Consider the following 21861-nt stretch of genomic DNA (forward strand, 5'->3'; position numbering starts at 1 on the left):
TGGTTATACACCAAGCGTAGTTGCAAGGCAGCGGCTTCTCAAGCCATTTGCTTGCGGAAAAAGCAACCCATACAGGGTTTTTATTACTGTTTTTGACAAAAAAACGTAAAAAGACCAAAAAGTCACGCATTTTAAACTATGCTCTAAATAGAACAAAAAAAAGGGAAAAGATGATGTTAGTCAATACCTTAAAAGACATGAGGGATTTTTTGCATGCCCAACTCTGTTATCAATTGTTCATTACGCCCATTCCCATGCCCGTTGAAAAACAGTATCGGGCCTTTGCCGAGCGTGCCTGTGAATACATTGCCAGCAAGCGGTCAACGCTGATTGAGCGGCATTCACCGCGTCATCATGTGTTTCACCATTTTGACCAGCCTGACAATCCTGCCGCTAAAAAAATATTAATTACCCATGGCTGGATGTCGCGGGCCGCCTACATGGTGAAACTTATCCGCCACCTCCATCAGCAGGGGTATGAGGTCTATGCGCTGGATTTTCCGGCTCATGGCGAAGCCAAAGGGCTGCAATTGACCTGGACCGATGCCGTGACCATCCTTCGTGAAACCATCAACCATTTTGGCCCCTTCCATGCGGCTATAGGCCATTCCTTTGGTGGTGCCATGCTGCTTAACACCCTGAATCTGGCCAATCAGTTTGACGAATGGCAACTTAAGTCTTCGCCTGAGCGCATGGTACTCATCGCCTCCCCCACGCTCATGCGAACGCCAGTAAGCCGCTTAGCCAGGCAACTGCGCCTGAGTGGTCAGGGGTATCGCGAATTACGCAATATCTTTCGGCAGAATGCAGCAACAGAAATTGAGAAACTTCATTTTCGCCATTTGGTTAATCGCAGCCAGGTTCCCATTCTTTGTATCCATGGCAGTGAAGACAGCACGATTCACCCTGTCGAATCCATTCGTTTTTGCCAACAATACCCCCATGCTGCGTTAAAAATCATTCCGGGCATTGATCACGTTGAAGTGCTGATTGATTCCCGTGTGGAACAGGAAGTCAGCCATTTTCTGGCCTAATCCAGCGTGCGGCGGTACCTTTTATAACCAATGGCCATCACGACCACGGCAAACAGCATGATGGGGATGGTTTCCTGCCAGACGTCCCAAAAGCCGTTTCCTTTCAGTAGAATTCCCCGCACAATAATGAGGAAATGAGTCAGGGGCAGAATCGATCCTACCCATTGCGCCCATTCCGGCATGCCCTGAAAAGGGAACATGAAGCCGGATAACAGAATCGACGGCAAAAAGAAAAACATCGCACTTTGTGCCGCCTGCAACTGCGTTGACGCCATGGTGGAGAAGGTTAATCCCATAACCAGATTAGCGAAAATAAAAGGGAGACAACAGATCATCAACAACAGGATGCTGCCTTCCATGGGCACCCCGAATAACAATTTAGCCAGTATCAAAATAATCAGAGCCTGCAGGTAACCCACGATAATATACGGCAGCAGCTTGCCGATCATCACCTCCAAAGGACTCACCGGGGTAGCCAGCAGATTCTCCATGGTGCCCAGTTCGTATTCACGGGTAATGACCAGTGCGGTCACCACCACCAGCGTCATCGTCATCACCACCCCGAGCAAGCCCGGAACAATGTTGTAGGAGGTTATCGCCAACGGGTTATAAATGGTATGAACCTGAGGCTGATACGGTGGGATTTTCGGACTTAGGCTTGCCAGCGGACCGGTTAATTCTTTCTTTAACACCAGCGAGGCCAGTTCAACAAAGACATTCACAGCCCGGCTGGTTGCCGCAGGATCCGTAGCATCGGCTTCAAGTAACAGCACCGGTCTTAGCCCCTTGGCCAGATCGCGGGAGAAATTAGGCGGGAAATTAATCACAAACTGCACCTTGCCGCGTTTGAGCAAACGATAGGCTTGTTCTTCAGTCAGGGCAGGCGCTACGAATTTAAAGTAAGTGGAATTTTCCATGCCGCTTAAAATGCGGCGGGTCAGCGGGCTGGGATCGCTGTTCACGATGGCCGTGGGCAAATGACGGGGGTTGTTGTTGATGGCGAAGCCAAACAGGATAAGTTGCAGCAGGGGAATAAAAAGTATCATGCCGAACGTGGCCTTATCACGCCGCATTTCAATGAATTCTTTGACCATGATGCCAATGAGCCCGGAGGCAAACGGGGTTTTCATCCCATTTTTCCTCCCGATTGTTTGACCAGGCTGATGAAAGCATCTTCCAGGGTCGGTTCAATTGCCTCCCAGCGTATGGGGTAGCGTGCGGCCAGTTGACTCAGCTCGTTTTCCACACGTTGTTTGTCATACCCGCACACATGGATACGGCTGCCGAACAAGGCGGATTGCACAATACCCTGCAATTGTTTGGTTTCCTGCAACAAGCGGGTCGTTACTTCGCCTGAAATTTCCCAGGTACCGAGTTGAGTCGTGGCGATCACTTCGTCTACCGTGCCGGTCACCAGCAAATCGCCATAGGCAAGATAAGCCAGACGGGTACAGCGCTCTGCTTCATCCATGTAATGGGTGGACACCAGGGTGGTAATGCCCTGTTCACTCAAACTGTGAATTTTATCCCAGAACTCCCGTCTTGCGATGGGGTCTACCCCCGCTGTCGGTTCATCCAGCAACAGCAAATCAGGATCATGCAGCAGGCAGGCAGCCAGCGCCACACGCTGTTTCCAGCCCCCGGATAATTGCCGGGTTAATTGATTGCGGCGGGGCGTTAATTCCAAATCCTCCATGGCCTGTTCAACCCGTTCTTTGCGTTTATCGACGCCATACACCCGGGCGACAAAATTCAAATTCTCCTCGATGGTCAAATCCAAATAGTAACTGAATTTTTGAGTCATGTAGCCGACATGTTGCTTTATCTTTTTGGATTCCGTGAGGATGTCATAGCCAAGGCAATGCCCCTCCCCCTTGTCCGGGGTTAATAACCCGCACAACATACGGATGGTGGTGGTTTTACCGCTGCCATTGGGCCCAAGAAAACCAAAGACTTCGCCCCGTTTAACCAGCATGTCAATGCCGTTCACCGCGATTTTGCCGTCAAAGGATTTTGTTAAATTGTGGACATCAATAATGGCATCCGTTGTCATTGTAACAACACCGTCACTGGCTGACCGGGTTTAAAGGCATGGAAATTGTCAAAGCGGGCCTGAACGCGAAAGACCAGTTTATCGTAATTCTCCCGGCTGTAGATGAGGGGGGGCGCATATTCCGCTTCCGGTGCGATGTAGCTGATTAGCGCCGGGTTGTCCGGTTGACAGCCACTGCAGGTAAAAGTAATTTTTTTACCGACGCTCAAACGGGCCAATTCCTCCACCGGTACGTAAAATTCAATGTGGACATTCTCAGGCGTGAGCAATGACACCACCGCCTGCTGCGCGCCAACAAACTCGCCTGGACGGTAATAGGTATCAAAAATCACCCCTGCTGCAGGTGCATACACTGTTTTTTGCGCCAATTGCCACTTGGCCTCATTGAGCTTTGCCGCGATCGCCTGAATCTGCGCTTCCTGCGCCTTAATCTGGTCGCTGCGGCTGCCCATCTTCGCCAGCGTTAAATTGGCCTCATACTGATCCCTTAATTTTTTCTGCTGGTCATAGGTCGCCAGAATTTCATCAAGGCGGTCTTTTTCGATGGCATTTTTCTGATAGAGGCTCTGGTAACGCTTGACACGAATTTCCGTCAGTTTTATTTGAGCGTTCACTTGTTCAATCTGCGCCTCAATCGCTTCTACTTCCGGAGCACGACGCGGATTTTTTAAATCCTTAAGCAGGCTTTTGGCCTGTTCCAGATCACTGGCATATTGCTTAATCACTTGCGCCTGCGGCTCGGAATCCAGTTGAAAAAGCCGTTGCCCCTTAGTCACCGTCTGACCGCGTTGAACCAGCAACTCCTTGAGAATGCCTGAATTGGGTGATGCCAGGTAAATATTATCGCCTTCGACATAACCCTGATAACTCCGCTCGCCGGAATGCCCGCAACCTAGCAGCAGAAGAGTTAAGACAAGGATGGCGTAGTGTTTGATTTTCATGTCGTTTTAAGTTTAAAGCATCGTTTGAGTATAATGAATTGCCACTGAACTTGCAGCTATTCCTGACAAAATCACTGATTTATCAAACAGACCTCGCTTTAAAAACGCGTTGTTTTTGAGCTATAGTGATTCCTCTCACTGATTAAGTATGTCCACAGGATAATGACATGAAATTTGATTTGATTGTTCTTGGCGGCGGTAGCGGCGGTATGGCCAGTGCAGTACGGGCGGCGAAACACGGTGCTAAAGTAGCCGTGGTTGAACAGCAGTATCTCGGTGGTACCTGCGTTAACTTAGGCTGCGTTCCCAAGAAGATGATGTACAACAGCGCCAACATTGCCGAAACCCTGCGCAAATCGATTGATTATGGTTTTGCACCGACCAATATCCGCTTAAATTGGCAAACCCTCGTGCAAAAGCGCAATGCTTATGTCGCCAGTCTGCGGGAAATTTATGGCAAGCGTTTCAGCCAATACACGATGACGCTTCTAAGCGGCACAGGGGCTTTTGTTGATGCCCATACCATTGACGTGGCAGGTGAGCACTATACCGCCCCGCACATCATTATCGCCACCGGCGGTGAACCCAGCATGCCGACTGATTTGCCGGGGATTGAACATGCCATCAATTCCGATGGTTTTTTTGATTTAGCCGACAAACCCCAGAAAGCCGCCGTCATCGGCAGCGGCTATATCGGTGTGGAACTGGCAGGCATTCTTCAAAGCTTAGGCACTGAAACCCACTTGTTAATCCGCGGAGACACTCCATTGAGCCGCTTTGATGCCATGCTTGGCGATACCTTGATGCAGATTATGCGGCAACAGGGCCTGCATGTGCATGTCAATCATCACGCCAAAGAAATCAAAATCGATAAGCAGGGTAAAAAAATCATCCTTTGTAAAAGCGGTTCAGTCATTGACAATCTGGATACCGTCATTGCCGCGGTTGGACGCTCTCCCCGTACAGCCCATTTAAACCTCGATAAAATCGGTGTGAAAAGGGATGCACGCGGTTTAATCACGGTCGACAAATACCAGAATACCTCGGTTGAAGGGATCTATGCCATCGGTGATGTAATTAATGCCCCGGCTCTGACCCCAGTCGCCATTGCAGCCGGCCGCCGTCTCTGCGACAGGCTGTTTGGCGGTGAAAAGGAAGCCCACTTAAATTATGATAATATCCCTTCCGTGGTCTTCAGCCACCCGCCTGTTGGCAGTGTAGGACTCAGTGAAGCAGAAGCTGTCAGCAAGTTCGGCAAAGATTCCATCAGAATCTACAGCACCCGCTTTAATCCAATGTTCGATGCCTTCAGCAGTGAAAAAACACCCACGGCGATGAAACTGGTCACTTACGGTAAAGACGAACGCATCGTCGGCCTGCACGTCATTGGTTACGGTGCGGATGAAATGCTGCAGGGATTCGCCGTTGCTGTTAAAATGGGTGCCTGTAAACGCGATTTTGACAACACGGTCGCTATCCATCCGACCAGTGCCGAAGAATTGGTAACCATGGTGTAACAATGAATCCAGCTGTCCGCCCCTATCTTGATCATGTCCCTGTGCTTGGCCAGGACGTTTATGTGGATCCCACCGCCGCCGTGATTGGCCGGGTGCAGTTGGGCAATCATGTCTCCGTCTGGCCCATGGCAGTCATTCGCGGCGACGTGAACAGCATTACCGTGGGTGATGACTGCAACATTCAGGATGCCGCGATTTTACATGTCACTCATGACGGCCCGTTCACGCCCGGCGGCAAACCGCTTATCCTCGGAAAAGGCGTTACGGTAGGGCATCAAGCCGTGCTTCATGCCTGCCAGATTGACGATTACTGCCTTATTGGCATGGGCGTGCTCATTCTTGATGGCGCCTTCATCGAACACCATGTACTCATTGGCGCCGGCAGTGTCGTCCCCCCTGGCAAACGGTTGGAAAGCGGGTATCTTTATCTCGGCAATCCCGTGAAGGCCATTCGCCTGCTTTCAGACGAGGAATTGCGCCATCTGGAGTACTCCGCCGCTCATTATGTCCGACTAAAAAACCATTATTTAACCGGTCAGGACATTAACAGGTAGGGAAACTCCTGGTGCAGCAATTCACAGACTTTTTGCTGATGTGCTTTGCTTTTCGCAATCAGTAAAACCGTATCATCTCCGGCGATGGTTCCAAGAATACCCGAATCGGAAGGCTCCTGTGCGCTGAATGAAACGTATTTGCGATCCAGGTAATAGGCAAGGCTGCTGGCATTGCCGGGGTGGGTTTGCAGCACAATGAGGCCAAAATCGGAAACCTGAATATTCAATACCAGCGGCAGCCCGGGCTGATGGTAATCAATGACTTTGTACAATCCGGCCACTTTGGCAATTTTCATTTTTTTTAAACGCCGCGACAAGGTCGCCTGGGGAATGTCATAGCCTCTTTTTTTCAAACTCTGTTGCAAATCACTTTGCTCGGCAATCACCTCGGTTTGCACGATGTTCACGATTAAATCATCAATGATCTGGTCATGGGACAAGAGCCTCTCCTTGCATATATATCAAATAAAATGGAATTATATTCATTTTTAATTGACAATACAAATGCCTTGCTGATATATTCAAAAAATGATTAAATTTTGGATATAAATTCGATGAAGCCGTTTTTCCCTTTCCTTTTAATAGTTTCATTTGCCTTTATTTCTGGCTGTGATCAACAAAAAAAAGCCGACGAACTGCATTTTTCCACCTCCGCCGAATATCCACCATTTGAATATTCAGATCAAGGTGAGCTCAAGGGGTTTGACATTGACTTAGCGAAACTCGTCGCTAAAGAAATGGGAAAAAAGGCGGTTTTTGACAACATGCAATTCAGCACGGTGCTGCCGGCGGTCACCTCCGGTCAGAATGATGCCGCCATTGCTACCATTACCATCACCGCTGATCGCCAGAAAAATGTTGACTTTTCGACACCCTATTATTTCGAGGGCATGGCGGCAGTTTACCGTGACGTCCAGCCGGTGACGCAAGCGTCCCAGTTGGTTGGCAAAAAAATCGCGGTGCAACTGGGTTCAGTCATGGAAATCTGGGTAAGGCAGGAATTTCCTCAAGCCGAAATTACAGCCCTGGATAACAATAATCAGGCGATTGAAGCCTTGATTGCCGGCCATGTCGATGTGGTGCTCATGGATGGCGTGCAGGGGCGTGTGTTCAGTCAAAAAAATCCAGGTTTATCCTACAGCCTCGTTGGCCAGGCGGAAAACGGTTATGGCATTGCTGTAAAAAAAGACTCCCCCTTGACGGCGCAAATCAACCAGGCGCTCAAACGCCTGGCGGACAAAGGCGAGATCCAAAAACTGAAAGCACAATGGTTTAAGGAGTCTTTATGAACGAATGGAGCCAGAATGTATGGTTTGTGGGCCAGGGGATTACCCTCACCCTGCAACTGCTCGCGGGAGGGATTGCTCTCGGTCTGGTGCTGGGCAGTGTCTGGGCTATCTGCCGCTATTACAACCTCGCAAATTGGGGTATTAACCGACTGATTTCGATACTCCGGGGCACCCCTTTGATTTTACAGTTAAGCTTGATTTATTTCTCGGCACCGGCGTTAACCGGAGTAAGACCCGGCATTTTGACCGCAGGCATTCTTGCCTTCGGGCTTAACAGTTCCGCTTATTTTGCGGAAATCCTGCGCGCGGGGATTGAGAATTTACCGAAGGGACAGTTTGAAGCCGCGGCCACACTGAATATCCCCACGTTTTACCTGTGGAAAGACATCATTTTGCCCCAGGTCGCCAGAGCGATTTTTCCCGCGATCATCAATGAAGTCATTGCTCTGCTGAAAGAAACCGCTTTGATCTCAACCATCGGCGGGATGGATTTAATGCGTAATGCCCAATCGCTGGCGGCTCAGCAATTTACTTATTTCCTGCCCTTGTGCATTGCCGGCTGTTATTACTATACCCTGGTCCTGTTCATTGAATGGCTTGGCAAAACGATTGAAAAACGAGGTGTCTATGATACAAATCAATAATGCCTGCAAACAATTCGGCAAAACCGTCGTCCTTAATCAAATCAATTTAACCATCGCCGCCAACAGCATTGTCGGTCTTGCCGGCCCCTCCGGCAGCGGTAAATCGACGTTACTGCGTTGTATACAGCAGCTTGAAAAGCTAGACAGCGGCAGAATTGAATTAGCCGGTACAAGCGGATTTATGTTTCAGGATTTCCAACTGTTTCCGCACATGACGGTTCTTGATAATCTGGTTTATGCACCAAGCCTTCATGAAAAGGACATCGATCACGAAGGCCGCGCGTTGGAACTACTGGAGGTATTAGGGCTTGGATCAAAAGCCGGCGCTTTTCCGCAGCAATTGTCGGGCGGACAGAAACAGCGCGTGGCGTTGGCGAGAAGCCTGATGATGAAACCTGATTTACTGCTTTGCGACGAGCCGACGTCCGGTTTGGACAGAGGCAGCATGAATGATGTTGCCGCCTTGCTGAATCAGGTCAAAGGCATGAACGTCACCATGGTGATTGCTTCCCATGATTTACCTTTCTTAACCGGCATTGCCGAACGCTTGGTGGTCATTAACCGGGGCAATCTGATTGCGGATTTAACTACCGCTGACTTTACCGATCCCATAGCCGCCCTGCAAACGTATTACTAGGAGATAACATGAAAAAAACAATCAATAAAATTGCCCTGGCTTATTCAGGCGGACTCGATACCTCCGTCATGATTCCCTGGCTTAAGGACCATGTGACCGGTGCCGAAGTCATTGCGGTGATTTGCGATCTCGGCCAGCAGGAAAATCTGACTGCCATTAAGGAAAAAGCGCTCAAAAGCGGGGCCTCGCAAGCGTTTATTGTCAACGTGCAGGATGAATTCGTCACGGATTACCTTTGGCCATTGGTCAAATCCGGCGCCCTTTACGAAGAGCAATATGTACTGGGGACCATTTCCAGGCCATTAATTGCTCAAAAACTGGTGGAAATCGCCTTAGCCCAAAACGCCGATGCCATTGCTCATGGCGCTACCGGCAAGGGCAATGATCAGGTGCGCTTTGAATACACGGTCAAAGCCTTAGCCCCGCAACTGGAGATTATCGCACCCTGGCGGCACTGGGAAATCAAATCGCGCCAGCAGGCCATTGATTACGCCAAAGCCCATGGCATTGAGGTACCGGTAACGCCCAAGGCCCCTTATTCTCGCGATCACAACATCTGGTATATCTCGCATGAAGGCGGGGTCATTGAAGATCCGGCTGCCGCCATGCCCGATGATGTCCTGCTCATGACCACCCCCATTGCAGAAACTCCGGATGAGGCCGCGACGGTCACGATCGAATTTGAGCAGGGCGTGCCCACTGCAATCGACGGCAAGAAACTAACCCCTGTGCACCTCCTGCAGCAACTCAATGAACTGGCGGGGCAACACGGCATCGGCGTAGCCGACATTGTTGAAAATCGCCTGGTGGGCATGAAAATACGCGGTATTTATGAAGCCCCGGCTGCAGCGGTGATCTACAAGGCGCACAAAATGCTTGAAAGCCTGTGCCTGGACAGGCATACCCTGCACCTTAAGCAATCGCTGCAGCAGCAGTATGCCAATTTAGTGTATGAAGGACGCTGGTTCTCGCCCAGTAAAAAAGCCCTGGATGCCTTTATTGCGGTCACCCAGCAACATGTCAGCGGCAGCGTGAAATTAAAACTGTTCAAAGGCAATATCATTCCCTGCGGCATGCAATCGCCATTCAGCCTGCATAATCCCGCCCTGGCCACGTTTGAAGAAGACAGCATTTACAACCAGAAAGACGCGGAAGGCTTTATCAATCTGTTTTCGCTGTCGGCCAAAGTGTATGGCCTCGTGCATCAAGGAGGGAAAGATGACCAATAAAACCTGGGGTGGACGGTTTAAACAGGAACTGGACGCCCGCGTCAATGCCTTTAATGCCTCCTTATCCTTTGATCAGGTGCTTTTCAAACAGGATATCGAAGGCAGCCGTGCCCATGCCGCCATGTTGACCCGGCAAGGCCTGCTGACTGCCGAAGAAGGCGCCGCCATTGATGCAGCCCTTACCGAGGTTTGCAAGCAGCTTGAGCAAAGCCTGCCTGATTTTGACAATGGCAGTGAAGACATTCACATGTTCATTGAGCAATGCCTGATTGAAAAACTGGGCGATACAGGCAAAAAATTGCATACCGGACGCAGCCGCAATGATCAGGTCGCCCTGGATCTGCGTTTATACTGCCGCGACGCAGGACAGCAACTGCAGCGTGAGCTTGACGTGCTGATAACCTGCTTAAGCGAGATGGCTAAGCAGTACCAGGACAACTGGATGCCTGGGTACACGCATCTGCAACAGGCGCAACCCATCCGTTTAGGCACTTATTTTGGCGCCTATCAGAGCATGTTTGAACGCGATAAAAGCCGTCTTGATGACTGGTTCAAACGGATGAATTATTCGCCCCTGGGGGCCGGCGCGCTGGCGGGAAGCAGTCTGCCGCTCGATCGCGAATGGGTGGCATCCCGGCTTGGATTTAACGGCGTGGTGGTGAACACGCTGGATGCCGTCAGCGATCGTGATTTTGTCATTGAACTGGTCAGTGCGGCTACGCTTGTCATGATGCATCTGTCGAGGCTCTGCGAGGATTTAATTCTTTGGGCAACCAGTGAATTTCATTTCATTACCCTCAGTGATGCCTTTGCCACCGGCTCGTCCTTAATGCCCAATAAAAAGAATCCGGATGTGCTTGAGCTCATTCGCGGCAAAAGCGGGCGGGTTTACGGCCATTTAATGGGGCTGCTGACCATGATGAAAGGCTTGCCGCTGGCGTATAACAAGGACATGCAGGAGGACAAGGAAGCGCTGTTTGACACGGTGAATACGGTCAATGCCTGCTTAACGATCATGACTCCCTTTCTTAAAAGCCTCACGTTCAATACCGCCTTGATGAAGGAAAAAGCAGAAAGCGGTTACCTCGATGCCACCCGTGTGCTTGAATCCCTGGTGCTTAAGGGCGTGCCGTTTCGTGATGCGCACCATCAAGTCGGCCTTTGGGTTGCCGAGGCCGAAGCGAAACAGTGCTCTCTTAGCGAAATAGTAAAGGAGAATAAACATGTCCCTTCCTAAACCCGATCCCCTGCTGAATGCGCAGGCGGACACTTCGTCCATTACCGAGGTCACTCCGAATACCTTTGTCATTAATCTGCAACAAGCCATATTCGGACTGGATACCGGCGTCACCCAGGTGAATACGCCGGTTTGGCAATACGAGAAAAACAGCCGGCCCTTGTCGCCTGGCCGTCATTTGCTCACCGGGATGGAGTTCAATCGTGATGAGGTGCAGCTGATTCTTAATCAGGCGAAAGCAATGAAACAGACACCCGCCTTTTATCGACAGGCATTAGCCAGTAAAAGCCTGGCGATGATTTTTGAGAAACCGTCATTCCGCACCCGTTTAAGCTTTGCCATGGCGTTCCAAAGCCTGGGCGGTGTGGCCATCGAAAGCATCAGCACGACGCGCAAGCAGGAAACACCAGCGGACATGGCCCGTGTATTAAATGGCTATGCTGATTTTATTATGGTTCGTACCCATGATGATGGCATACTGGCTGAAATGGCGAAGCACGCTGAAGTTCCAGTCCTTAACGGCCTCTCAGCCCTGCATCACCCCTGCCAGATTTTTGCCGATTTACTCACCCTTAAAGAGCAATTTGATGCGCTTGAAGGGTTAACGCTCGCCTATGTGGGCGACGGCAATAATATACTTCACAGCCTGATGTTGCTGGCGCCGCAACTGGGCATCACCATTCATTATTGCTGCCCGCCTGGCCGACAACCGGATGCCAGCATCTCAGCGCTCGCCCAAAACCGGTATCCTGAACAGATTAAAGCCTTCAGTCATCCCAATGACGCGGTACGCCATGTTCAGGCGGTTTACACCGATGTCTGGACCAGTATGGGGTTTGAAACCGTGGATGAGGAAGCATTTGCTGGTTTTCAGGTGAACGAATCGCTGATGGCATTGGCAGATCCGGCGGCGGTGTTTATGCATTGCATGCCCATGGAACGAGGGAAGGAAGTATCCAGCACATTGCCGGATAGCCCCTCTTCCATTATTTTCAGGCAGAGTGAAAACCGCCTGCATGTGCAGAAGGCCTTGCTCCTCTACCTGGCTTCCCCTGACTAACGTTGCCTGCTGCATGAGCTATAGTTAAACTAGTTTATTCAGCAAGAGAATCGACATGACGATACGGACATTGTTTCTGGCTCTTTTAGCCGCGTTAAGCTGGCCAGGTTATGCCAATCCCCTGCCACCCATACAAACTGCCGATGCGACACCGGCTACCCGGACCATTGAAGTCATTCGCGGCCGCACCATCTCAGCGAGTGATTTATCACAAATTGCAGATGTGGCCTCTGCCCGCAACCAGAAAGGCGGTTCAGTCTCTCTGGATGCCGACGAATATGAAATTGGTTCATTCACCAATACCACCATCACGGTTGTGCCGCCCGGCGGCGGCCCCGCTGATGTGATTACTCTCGATCTGAAACCCAAACAGCTGAATTAGTTATTTGGGTTCATTTCTTGCTGAATGGTTTTAGCCATGTGTAAATGATGGTTAACCACTTTCCGTGTCAGTTCAAGGTGATTTTTTAACTGCGGATTAGCCACTTGTTTTAAGTAGTGGTTATCAATGATAAGCAGGGCTTTGGTATGATCCTTGACCATGGCGTCAATGTAGGCCTTTTGAAAAGCATCATTGCTTAACGCGCTGAGCGAGCCCAGTTCTTTCTTACCCTCCTGTTTTAAAGAGGCGCCCAGGGGAGTCTCTGCGGGACGCAGGTTATTTTCTTCCACGATGCGCATGGTATCGGCTAAATTTTTGGAATGATCCTTCTGCATGGACTTGGCATAATACTGCACCCTTGGATTTAAATTTTTTTCGAAGGCCTTTTTCGCTGCAGCCAACTCATTGTTATTTAACACAATTAAAAACGAGACAATTTCAGTATCACGGTTTTTTTGAGCCTGCCTGGACACGTGTGAGGCGCTGGATGTGGTGTCCTGATTACTGGAATCATTTAAAGCGACGGCGGGTAATGAAAAAAGTAAACACAGAGAAAGAATCAGTTTATTCATTGTAAAATCCTTATAAGCTTAAAAAAATTCCAGGCCAGACGGCCTGGAATTACCAGGGTGGAGTATTATTTATTGCTTTTTGCGCCGGCACCACGACCGCCTGGTTGACCGCCGCTCTGTTTGTCATCCTGTTGCTTTTCCCCTCGCTCACTGCGTTCGGATTGATTCTTCTGCCCGTCCTGAACATCCTGAGCTTGTTTGCCTTGTTGGCTGCTCATTTGTTCAACCTGGCTCATCACACGCTCACTGCTCTCACGAACATTGGATGACAAAGACATCATGTTTTTTTCAACAATGCGAAACGCTTCCTGCATAAAATCCAATGACTTATGAGCGTTATCGATAAAACACTCCATGTTCTTTTCAAACAATTCCTGAGGCCTTCTTATGCGTGAAATTTCTTCGGGTTTTAAGTAAGAAAAATCTTTCAAAGTCCGCATTTGCAATTCTGTCAATTCAATGAATGGTCTTTGAAAATGAGCAAAAAAATTGGCAGGCATTTCTCTGGTTACATCCCTGTTCATTTGACTCTCCTTAATTCGGTTGGTTACTGGTGACTATTGATTCCACTTCGACAGCCTGCAGGCCGCGCTGGCCGTTCACAGGTTTAAATAACACCTTTTCTCCTTCAGCCAGGGTTTTAAATCCCTCCCTTTGGATGGCGCTGAAGTGCACAAAATAGTCTTCCCCATTATAATAAATGAAGCCAAAGCCTTTTCCTTTATTAAACCACTTTACGACACCCTGCATTTTATCCATCTTGATTCTCCAAACATCATGCTTATCGTTGTTATTAAATCCCACGCGGAAAAATAAGTAGGCCTACCTATATTGAAGGATTTTTTTTACCAAAGTGATTGTTCAATCGTTCGTCATCACCCACGTCCTCGGATTCATTCTCGAGTGGATAGCGATAATTCTTCACTTCTTCCTTGCGAGGAGATTCGGATTCATCATTGATATCATTCATGTCATCGGCATCGTTACTTTGACTTGGATTTTCCCGATTAAATTCATCGGTATTAATTCTATTTTCCATAACAAACTCCTATAATAATCAATTCCATTTTTTAATTAATTCAATGGCATAAAAAATAATGGGATAAATATTAATTTAAGCCCCATTTATTTAACAATAATGTTTCAATAAAAATTTGTCAAATTTAATTATTATTTTTTTATATATTTTTTATTGGATTTTTTTTAGTTAAAAATATATTTTTTTCACAAAAATAGTTCGTGATTTTTTCGAGGAGACGAGTTTTCTGTAACGGATGAATTGCCCATTAGGGCAGCGGCTTTGTGGCGCAGATGTTCAGTAATAAAAACGCTATTTAGTTTGTCGATAGGAATGACAAAGGAAAAACCATCCACCGCCATTTTTTCCTAAAAAATGCAAATGATCCCAGTTCTGACGTACAGTAAGAAAGCGCGCTACATCGGACTGGCTTCGGATTAAACCCCAAACTCCCTGATTAACAGTTTCTGCTTCAGGTAATGCATTTTTTCTTTCAAGGCGCAAGCCTCTCCCTCGGTCAACCGGTCTTTGCCTTCATCAAACAGGGTATTTTCCTCTTCTTTGACATGATGTTCGACCAAATCCTGCAGGGCCTTGACTGCATCTTGCCATTTCGCCGTCACTTTGGCAGGAGTCATGATGGCATGTATTTTATCCTCGATGTCTTTATGCTCCTTACGCGCATGCTGGATGTCTTCTTTCGCCGCAGCGTGCCTTTCCAGTGCTTTATAGAAAGTTTCCTGTTCCGATTTGGCATGAACCAATAATTCCCTGGCAATCATGGCGGCAATTTCGGTTTTCCTTTGATCCGATGCCACTTTGGAAAATTGCTTGAACAACTGATTCACCTTCTGATGGTCCATTTTAATGTAGTCATAAATATCCATAAAACCTCCTTATCAAGGGGTCATGACGACCTTGATGCAGCCGCTCTCTTTCTCATTAAACAGCTGATAGGCATCCGGCGCCTGCGATAGCCTGATGCGATGGGAAATTATGCGGGACGGGTCGATTCTGTCATTGACAATCGCTTTAAGAAGCGGTTTTAAGTAACGCTGCACATGGGTTTGTCCCATTTTAAACGTCAGTCCTTTATTCATCCCCGCGCCCAAAGGAATGTTATCAAGCGCCCCAATATACACCCCTGGAACTGAAACCCGTCCGCCCTTGCGGCAGCATTCAATGGCTTCACGCAAGACATGCGCTCTATCAGTCGCCAGTGCCGTGGCCTGTTTTACTCGATCAAGAATGGAATCAAATGTAGGTCCGACATGGGCCTCACAACCCACCGCGTCAATGCATGCATCCGGCCCACGGCCGCGAGTCATGACCATCAAGGCGTCATAAACGTCTTCTTCTTCAAAATTAATCACTTCGGCTCTGCCGTAATCGGCTGCCAGATTCAAACGTGCGGGAACGCAGTCGATGGCAATGACCCGGCCAGCCCCAAGCATCCAGGCGCTTTGAATGGCAAACTGTCCTACCGGTCCACAGCCCCACACAGCAATGGTATCGCCAGGTTGAATATCGCAATTTTCTGCCGCCATATAGCCAGTCGGCAAAATATCGCTTAAAAACAATACCTTTTCGTCAGGAATATCGTCCGTAATTTTAAGGGGTCCGACATTGGAAAACGGCACTCTCACGTACTGAGCCTGACCACCGGAAAAACCGCCCAGTAAGTGAGAATAACCAAAGATTCCCGCCGGCGATTGCCCCATTTGTTGTTTTGCCATCTCTGCATTGGGATTGGAACAGTCGCAAAGCGAGAACAATTGACGCTTGCAAAAAAAACATTTGCCGCAGGAGATAGTGAAGGGGACAACCACTTTATCCCCTACTTTCAATTTTCTGTTTTGACTGCCAAGTTCCACCACTTCCCCCATGAATTCATGACCGAGTATATCCCCGGATTCCATCGTCGGCATCATTCCATTAAATAGATGCAAATCCGATCCGCAGATTGCCGTTGAAGTGACACGAATAATGGCGTCATGCTCATTAATTATTTTAGGTTCAGGAACAGTATCAACCCGAACATCCTTTTTCCCATGCCAGCATAGCGCTTTCATAAGGCCTCCTTGCCATAATGAATCCTGCGTTAAATGCACTGAATAAATTATAGCAAAATCGTAAAAATAACAGACTAAAATATCACTGTTTTTATATAAAAACAAGTCAAAATAATCATATTTTTTTTAAATTCACAACGAATTATCCATTGTTTTATCTACCAAATTATAATGATTTTTCTGTCGTTTTTTAATGACAAATGCCACCAATAAACCGATATTGTTTTTTTTTGAATCAATGGCTCTTAAAATAAAATTAGCCAATCGGTAAAACAGTTTTCTTACCCCAATCTGAAGGAAGTACTTTATTTTTCCTCTCAAGGGAACCGTGGCGGTATACCGGCAATAATCGTGTAACCAGGTACTGAAGAAAATCGCAGTACGCGACAATACCGGCTCAAACAACAATTGGAAATTAAGGTATTTTAACGACACCATCGAAAATTGCGTTTGATCAAGCACCAGAAAATTATTGACGAGCACCCGTGCGGAAACAGCCATGTTGTTATGGGATGTGTCAACGGTATGCTCCAGGTGGATTGCCATGTGTTTTTTTAGAAACGAATGCGTCACGTATTGCTCAGGCGGCATTTTCCATAGTCGATGAGGTTCCATGTCAAAAAAAGGTTTGCATCGGGTCAAAAACCATTGTGAAAAGTGAGGCTCTTCCGTTAACGGGATGTCATAAAGATCAAGTAAGTCTTCTTTATAACCAAAATAGGCCCAATCACTGATGTGAAATGGCCTCTGCATAGTAAACAGGCAGGTCTTATGCCCCTTGATGCTGTAAATACTAAAGGCAAGGATGCGATTTTTGACAAATTTATAGCGTTTATCAAATAAGGGGTATTGATAAAAATATTTCAGGAATTTAGGTGAAATGAGCAATAAATCCGAACGGACCTTAAGCACGTAGGGACGTGTTGCTGCCTTAACTCCAGCAAAGGTGGAAACGATTAAACGATTGCAGTTATTGAGCAATTCATGATTGCCGTAATTAAACCAGGTGGCGCCTGGATCGTCGTTTAAAATAAGACGATCATGGGGAATCCCTTCCACGTTTTCGCCCATCCAGGTTGATAAAATTAATTCACTGTGCGGAAACAGTTTCTTAAGGCGCTGACACACAAGCCGTGTGGTATGTTCCGTGATATCAAACGCAGAACGATAAATGATAGGCCCTTGTACAACAATGGAAATGTCTTTATCGCTGATCATGATAAAACCCGGCTGTTTAAAAGCATGTTGTTCAGCGAATCCACCAAGTCCTGCGGCGTCCCAAAACACATCATGGTTTTTGTCCAAAGCGGGATGATGTGCTGCCCGCGTTTTAACATGTCCTTGTAAACGGTCGAGAGGTAATATTCGTTGTTCTCCCTGACATCATGGGCTATTAATTGCCGAATGGTGGCAAGAAGCCCTGCCGTGTCTTTAAAAAAATAAGTCCCGGTGGATGCATTCGTGGATATGACCTTTTTTTCTTCAATTTCAATGACTTTCATATGGGTCTCATCCAGACTGACATAACTCCAGCGGCACTCCTGTGATTTAAACAGGACAATGGCGCCATCCACGTCCTTAGCCAGGAGCGAAGTCCAGGTAAAATTCTCTTTAAAATACGTGTCGCAGTTGTGAATCAATGTCGGCTCATTGATATCCAGATGCCTTTCGCTGGCTAAAAAAGTTTCCGCCTGCCCGGCTGTATCATGTTCCAGCACGACAATCGAGCAATTCAGCAGAAACCCATAATGGGCCTCGATGTCATTGCTTAATTGTTTGACAAATTCATTGTCACGAAGAATGAAAATAAGTTTGCTCGCCAGATGCAGCGGCAGGCAATCGACTGCGTGACGATACATCGGTTTTTGCGCAACCTTGATGAGGGGTTTGGGCAGGGTAAAGCCGCAATGACTGAAACGCGAGCCTAAGCCCGCCATGGGGATTACGATATTCACTGTGTTGTTCCTTGTGCTTAAGTTAGAGATAACTGTTAATCAGATCGTCCTCAATGTGTTGCCAGGAACCATTGAATTGCAATGCCCGGTCGTCAATGTACACATGGGCATAGGGTTTACCAAACCATATTTCGTCATAAACAAAACCATGGTTCCTCAACCACTCCAAAAGCGTTAAGCCCTCTTTGGCTACAACGCGACCCACATTGGATTCACAGGTTTTCATATGACGCGCCGTGCACAAAATGATGTAAAACCCTCTCTCTTTCAATGCCATAATTCGTTCAGCCGCGCCCTCTAAGGGCTTAACGTCCTGATACGTTTCATGAGCCTGCCGTAATGTGCAGATCGTGCCATCGATATCAATACATATGCGCATAATTTCCCTCAATTACATTGTTTAAAATAATAAGACCAGCTAAATACAAAACCTTTTGGCGGTATGGGTTTTCGTAATGGAGACTCACCATGCTTAAAAAAAGTGACGCTTCGATTAGATAGACAAATTCAATCAGCACATTTCTTTCGATGAGCAGGTTGATATAGAACTCGTACATGTCGTTAAAGCAGTCGTAGAGAGGCACATCAATATAAAAAATGGTGTTGTTGATCTCGTTTAAAATAAACTTGTCATTGGCGAGATAATCGTAGCGCCCATGCAGGCAATGCAGGAGTTTGGCAAAATCATAATAAGAATGACCATAAATGCCGGACTCCCCAAACGAACCTCTGGGATCAATTAATTTGATTAAATGATTGTGGGACGAATACAGGATATTGCTGAAGCAGAAATCACCATGGATTGCGGTTATTTTCGAGTGGTTCGCCGATAATTTACCCAGTTTATCAATGAATTCATTCTTCAGCAGTGGAAAATTTCGGTATTGCCGGCCATTAATGGTTAAAATAGGCTCTTTAAATAGTTTGCCAAAAAAATCGTCTTTTTCTAATTGCTTGATTCGCTCCAGCGTTTTTTCAACATAAAAATGATAAACCGTGTCCTGGTTGGCGGGGTATGGTGGTTCTATCGCATGAAACTTATCCAAAATAAAGAGCAGTCGCTCAATGATTTTATTGCCCTCTTCTGGCAAAACAATGTTATTTAGAAAAAATTCTGACAAATTGAGGTAGGGAATGTACTCCAGTCTGTAACAGGAATAATCTTTGTTGTAGTCGAGTAATGAGGGGAAAAGAGACGATATGCTTTCTGGCAGACTCAGGTAGTAATTAATTTCATCATGAAGCTTCTTGGTATTAATTGAGGATTTAGTGAAAATACCATTCATGTAATCTATTGAAATAGAATTAAATACTCTAGACTGCATATAAATCCTTTTATTCTGCATTTAACCTAAAATTCAGTGTAATATATTTTTTAAAAATGTATACACATTTGTTTATAGAAAATAACGATAATTGTATTAAAAATAAAATATAAAATTTTAATTTGCTTTATTTGTTTTTTTGCCATAGATTTAAATGATTAATTTTTTTAAAAAAAGGAGAGAAATATGGATGGAGATATCGTATCGTCAGATGATGTAATTGGGGTGAATGTTGAGAACAGAGAGGGTGAAAATTTAGGTGAAATTGAAGCATTGATGCTCAATAAATACCATGGTAACGTGGAGTATGTGGTGCTGTCGTTCGGTGGTTTTTTAAACATAGGTAACAAATTGTTTGCCATGCCCTGGAAAATTTTCAACTATGACCCCGATAGAGAGTGCTTTGTTATTCCGGTCGACAAGGAAAAATTAAAAAACTCTCCTGGCTTTGAGCGCGACAATTGGCCAAACATGTCCGATGAGCATTGGGCAAAAGGCATTAACGATTATTATGGTACGTCCAGCACCTCAATCAATCGGTAAGGAGAGCCGCATGCTAAAACCAATTACAAAAGGGGTATTTTACACTGTCTTTGGCATAATACTAGCGGGCTGTTATTATCAAAAACCGACTTACTATGAACCCAATCAGTCTGTAAATTCATCGACATCTATAACGCGTGGACAGGTTAACATGTCGGATCAAATGATTACCAATCAAGTAAGAAACAGGATTGGAAATCGCAGCCTTTTGGGTAGTAGCAATGGTGGCAACACCCCCATAAATGTCATGACAAAAAATGGCGTTGTTTATTTGTCAGGGAGCGTAAATACAGTGCAGGAAAGAAGAAGAATAATCCAAATTGCCTCCAGCGTTCCTGGCGTTAAATCCGTCAAATCAACCCTAAAAACCAACTCATAAAAAGCCATTGGTGAATCATTTATCTTGTGATTCACCGGCTATTTTTTCTTGATTTTATCTTAAATAGACTATAATAAATAGTAGATTTTAATAGAGCAATAATGCTTAATTTAATAAAGAAAGGAAGCGACATTATGAGTATTTTAGGATTAATAATTTTAATATTATTGCTGGCCGCTGTATTGCCTATGTGGCCTTACAGCGCCGGTTGGGGCTATCGCCCGACAGGTATTGTTGGCCTTTTATTAGTCGTGTTTATTGTTGTACTCTTAACGAGAGGAACACCGTTGTAGATTTCATTGAAAAAATAATAAAAACAATAAGATTAAGCCTGCTGATGCAGGCTTAATCTTAATTTTGTGAGGGCGATCCGGTTTTTTTAAGTTGCTTTAAATGCTGTTTCCATTCCCTGTCTTTGGAAAAAACAAATTGCGCCGCTTCTTCAACAAAATAACCGATGTCATCAATTTTGGCCCACTCGCAATAACACTCTATTGCTCTCAATGTATCTAACTTGAGCTCAATTTTTACTTTCTCTTTTTTTCCCGCTAAATTACCCTTCAAAATGGCCATATCGCCCTCACATTATACAAACTCTACAGGCTTTGCATTATTGATGAATTCCAGCATGGAGTATTTTTATTTAAGGTAATAATCAGGATTTTGTCAATATTATGAAGAAGTTCGGATCAAAACCACCCTTCCAGGGAAAGTTTTCATGTACAGGCGACGAAAATTTCAACGTGGGTGCTGCACCAACTGCAGCACCTGACAGGATCGTTCGTTAACACTTGTTTCTATTGATATTTTTTCCTGGTTACAAATGAAATAGCTTGAAAAAGGATTACACAGTCTGGGAATTGACGGCGTCGGCTTTCGTCAATGACGTGCGTTTATAGTGTTTTTTCCACTCTGTGTCGTTGTCAAAAACGCATTCACTGGCTTCTTCAATAAACTCAGCAAGCGTGATATTCGCCCATTGACAGTACTCTTCAATGGATGCGAGTGTTTCGGGGCATACGTTCAATTCTACTAATTCCGTGTTAGTCCTTTGATTGCCTGGGATACTCATAAATCTTCTCCTTAATAAAACAATTGAGTATGAGTGCAAATTGTAACGATAGGTTCCGCTTTCCACAGCAGGAACTGATTGCCATCGCACAAGTCGCCAACCTTTAACATTGTGACTGGATTTGGAAATAATTCCTATTAAGGTTGTCCTTGATTCGCATTAAGGGTAAGCATAGGCTGATAAGGAAAATACTACTGCCAAATTAAAGTAGAAACGATTAATATTTGCTAAAATGGCAGTAATACATTTTACAAAAGATGTAGGGTGTTGTGTGAGTAGAGATGACCATTTAAAAATTAACCATTGTAAATTTGATAAAACAATCAACAAGTTTAGGCATGAGTTGGC

The 21861-nt window shown here is 46.3% G+C and carries 29 protein-coding genes; 13 read left to right on the top strand and 16 right to left on the bottom strand.

Features of this window, described 5'->3' with window-relative positions; genetic code table 11:
* Positions 1-173: 173 nt before the first annotated feature.
* Positions 174-1034, top strand: a complete 861-nt coding sequence (locus Lrub_RS12060) for an alpha/beta hydrolase (RefSeq protein WP_058532366.1) — start codon at positions 174-176, stop codon at positions 1032-1034.
* Here the strand turns inward: Lrub_RS12060 and Lrub_RS12065 are convergent.
* Genes Lrub_RS12065 through Lrub_RS12075 form a run of 3 tightly spaced genes read right to left on the bottom strand, consistent with a single transcriptional unit; the run spans position 1031 to position 4028 of the window.
* A complete protein-coding gene (locus Lrub_RS12065) occupies positions 1031-2164 on the bottom strand; it encodes an ABC transporter permease (RefSeq protein WP_058532367.1) in 1134 nt (377 codons plus the stop codon). The genes Lrub_RS12060 and Lrub_RS12065 overlap by 4 nt on opposite strands.
* On the bottom strand, positions 2161-3087 hold the full coding sequence (locus Lrub_RS12070; RefSeq protein WP_058532368.1) for an ABC transporter ATP-binding protein: 927 nt from the start codon (positions 3085-3087) through the stop codon (positions 2161-2163). Before Lrub_RS12070 ends, Lrub_RS12065 begins: the two co-directional genes overlap by 4 nt.
* On the bottom strand, positions 3084-4028 hold the full coding sequence (locus tag Lrub_RS12075) for an HlyD family secretion protein (RefSeq protein ID WP_058532369.1): 945 nt from the start codon (positions 4026-4028) through the stop codon (positions 3084-3086). Before Lrub_RS12075 ends, Lrub_RS12070 begins: the two co-directional genes overlap by 4 nt.
* 167 nt (positions 4029-4195) lie before the next feature.
* Here Lrub_RS12075 and gorA point away from each other — a divergent pair, with 167 nt between their 5' ends.
* Together gorA and Lrub_RS12085 are read left to right on the top strand one after the other, a co-directional pair.
* A complete protein-coding gene (gorA, locus tag Lrub_RS12080) occupies positions 4196-5545 on the top strand; it encodes a glutathione-disulfide reductase (protein ID WP_058532370.1) in 1350 nt (449 codons plus the stop codon).
* Between the two features lie 2 nt (positions 5546-5547).
* The gene (locus Lrub_RS12085; RefSeq protein ID WP_058532371.1) at positions 5548-6099 is read left to right on the top strand and encodes a gamma carbonic anhydrase family protein; all 552 of its coding nucleotides are present in this window, start codon (positions 5548-5550) and stop codon (positions 6097-6099) included.
* Here Lrub_RS12085 and Lrub_RS12090 read toward each other — a convergent pair.
* Complete coding sequence (locus Lrub_RS12090) at positions 6081-6539, bottom strand: arginine repressor (RefSeq protein ID WP_058532372.1); 459 nt, start codon at positions 6537-6539, stop codon at positions 6081-6083. The two genes, Lrub_RS12085 and Lrub_RS12090, sit on opposite strands and share 19 nt — an antisense overlap.
* 114 nt (positions 6540-6653) lie before the next feature.
* Here Lrub_RS12090 and Lrub_RS12095 point away from each other — a divergent pair, with 114 nt between their 5' ends.
* The 7 genes from Lrub_RS12095 to Lrub_RS12125 are packed head-to-tail and all read left to right on the top strand — an operon-like array spanning position 6654 to position 12577.
* Positions 6654-7388, top strand: coding sequence for a substrate-binding periplasmic protein (locus Lrub_RS12095; protein ID WP_058532373.1), 735 nt, complete (start codon positions 6654-6656; stop codon positions 7386-7388).
* Entirely contained in the window at positions 7385-8032 is a 648-nt protein-coding gene (locus tag Lrub_RS12100; protein WP_058532374.1) for an amino acid ABC transporter permease, read from the top strand. Before Lrub_RS12095 ends, Lrub_RS12100 begins: the two co-directional genes overlap by 4 nt.
* Positions 8016-8669 carry an ATP-binding cassette domain-containing protein gene (locus Lrub_RS12105; RefSeq protein WP_058532375.1) on the top strand — a complete coding sequence of 218 codons (654 nt, stop codon included), beginning with the start codon at positions 8016-8018 and terminating at the stop codon, positions 8667-8669. The genes Lrub_RS12100 and Lrub_RS12105 overlap by 17 nt, the downstream gene beginning before the upstream one ends.
* Positions 8670-8677: 8 nt before the next feature.
* A complete protein-coding gene (locus tag Lrub_RS12110) occupies positions 8678-9898 on the top strand; it encodes an argininosuccinate synthase (RefSeq protein WP_058532376.1) in 1221 nt (406 codons plus the stop codon).
* Complete coding sequence (argH, locus tag Lrub_RS12115) at positions 9888-11135, top strand: argininosuccinate lyase (RefSeq protein ID WP_058532377.1); 1248 nt, start codon at positions 9888-9890, stop codon at positions 11133-11135. Before Lrub_RS12110 ends, argH begins: the two co-directional genes overlap by 11 nt.
* Positions 11122-12195, top strand: coding sequence for an ornithine carbamoyltransferase (gene argF / locus Lrub_RS12120; RefSeq protein ID WP_058532378.1), 1074 nt, complete (start codon positions 11122-11124; stop codon positions 12193-12195). Before argH ends, argF begins: the two co-directional genes overlap by 14 nt.
* A 55-nt stretch (positions 12196-12250) precedes the next feature.
* Positions 12251-12577: a hypothetical protein gene (locus Lrub_RS12125; RefSeq protein ID WP_058532379.1), complete on the top strand. Its 327-nt coding sequence runs from the start codon at positions 12251-12253 to the stop codon at positions 12575-12577.
* On the opposite strand, the gene Lrub_RS12130 is transcribed toward Lrub_RS12125, so the two are convergent.
* From Lrub_RS12130 to Lrub_RS12175, 10 genes are all read right to left on the bottom strand, one after another.
* Entirely contained in the window at positions 12574-13149 is a 576-nt protein-coding gene (locus Lrub_RS12130; RefSeq protein WP_058532380.1) for a DUF4142 domain-containing protein, read from the bottom strand. The genes Lrub_RS12125 and Lrub_RS12130 overlap by 4 nt on opposite strands.
* A gap of 65 nt (positions 13150-13214) precedes the next feature.
* On the bottom strand, positions 13215-13673 hold the full coding sequence (locus Lrub_RS15000) for a hypothetical protein (RefSeq protein ID WP_058532381.1): 459 nt from the start codon (positions 13671-13673) through the stop codon (positions 13215-13217).
* Positions 13674-13683: 10 nt separating this feature from the next.
* Complete coding sequence (locus Lrub_RS12140; protein WP_058532382.1) at positions 13684-13908, bottom strand: cold-shock protein; 225 nt, start codon at positions 13906-13908, stop codon at positions 13684-13686.
* A 67-nt stretch (positions 13909-13975) separates the two neighbouring features.
* The gene (locus Lrub_RS12145) at positions 13976-14188 is read right to left on the bottom strand and encodes a hypothetical protein (protein ID WP_058532383.1); all 213 of its coding nucleotides are present in this window, start codon (positions 14186-14188) and stop codon (positions 13976-13978) included.
* A 416-nt stretch (positions 14189-14604) separates the two neighbouring features.
* Positions 14605-15054, bottom strand: coding sequence for a hemerythrin domain-containing protein (locus Lrub_RS12150; RefSeq protein ID WP_058532384.1), 450 nt, complete (start codon positions 15052-15054; stop codon positions 14605-14607).
* A 12-nt stretch (positions 15055-15066) separates the two neighbouring features.
* A complete protein-coding gene (locus Lrub_RS12155) occupies positions 15067-16239 on the bottom strand; it encodes a zinc-dependent alcohol dehydrogenase (RefSeq protein WP_058532797.1) in 1173 nt (390 codons plus the stop codon).
* Between the two features lie 132 nt (positions 16240-16371).
* Positions 16372-17457, bottom strand: coding sequence for a WavE lipopolysaccharide synthesis family protein (locus Lrub_RS12160; protein ID WP_058532385.1), 1086 nt, complete (start codon positions 17455-17457; stop codon positions 16372-16374).
* Positions 17454-18194: a sugar phosphate nucleotidyltransferase gene (locus Lrub_RS12165; protein WP_133134024.1), complete on the bottom strand. Its 741-nt coding sequence runs from the start codon at positions 18192-18194 to the stop codon at positions 17454-17456. The genes Lrub_RS12160 and Lrub_RS12165 overlap by 4 nt, the downstream gene beginning before the upstream one ends.
* A 22-nt stretch (positions 18195-18216) precedes the next feature.
* Positions 18217-18573, bottom strand: a complete 357-nt coding sequence (locus Lrub_RS12170) for an HAD hydrolase family protein (RefSeq protein ID WP_058532387.1) — start codon at positions 18571-18573, stop codon at positions 18217-18219.
* The gene (locus Lrub_RS12175) at positions 18557-19480 is read right to left on the bottom strand and encodes an aminoglycoside phosphotransferase family protein (protein WP_058532388.1); all 924 of its coding nucleotides are present in this window, start codon (positions 19478-19480) and stop codon (positions 18557-18559) included. The genes Lrub_RS12170 and Lrub_RS12175 overlap by 17 nt, the downstream gene beginning before the upstream one ends.
* A 225-nt stretch (positions 19481-19705) precedes the next feature.
* Here Lrub_RS12175 and Lrub_RS12180 point away from each other — a divergent pair, with 225 nt between their 5' ends.
* The 3 genes from Lrub_RS12180 (at position 19706) to Lrub_RS14655 (ending at position 20734) form a co-directional block, all read left to right on the top strand.
* Positions 19706-20062, top strand: a complete 357-nt coding sequence (locus Lrub_RS12180) for a PRC-barrel domain-containing protein (RefSeq protein WP_058532389.1) — start codon at positions 19706-19708, stop codon at positions 20060-20062.
* 10 nt (positions 20063-20072) lie between these two features.
* Positions 20073-20441: a BON domain-containing protein gene (locus Lrub_RS12185; RefSeq protein WP_058532390.1), complete on the top strand. Its 369-nt coding sequence runs from the start codon at positions 20073-20075 to the stop codon at positions 20439-20441.
* Positions 20442-20575: 134 nt separating this feature from the next.
* The gene (locus Lrub_RS14655) at positions 20576-20734 is read left to right on the top strand and encodes a DUF3309 family protein (RefSeq protein ID WP_082651511.1); all 159 of its coding nucleotides are present in this window, start codon (positions 20576-20578) and stop codon (positions 20732-20734) included.
* A gap of 58 nt (positions 20735-20792) precedes the next feature.
* Here Lrub_RS14655 and Lrub_RS12190 read toward each other — a convergent pair whose 3' ends face one another.
* Positions 20793-21014, bottom strand: coding sequence for a hypothetical protein (locus tag Lrub_RS12190; protein WP_058532391.1), 222 nt, complete (start codon positions 21012-21014; stop codon positions 20793-20795).
* Between the two features lie 271 nt (positions 21015-21285).
* Positions 21286-21513, bottom strand: a complete 228-nt coding sequence (locus Lrub_RS12195) for a hypothetical protein (RefSeq protein ID WP_058532392.1) — start codon at positions 21511-21513, stop codon at positions 21286-21288.
* Positions 21514-21861: the final 348 nt, after the last annotated feature.

The sequence above is a fragment of the Legionella rubrilucens genome (assembly GCF_001468125.1).
Lineage (GTDB): Bacteria > Pseudomonadota > Gammaproteobacteria > Legionellales > Legionellaceae > Legionella_C > Legionella_C rubrilucens.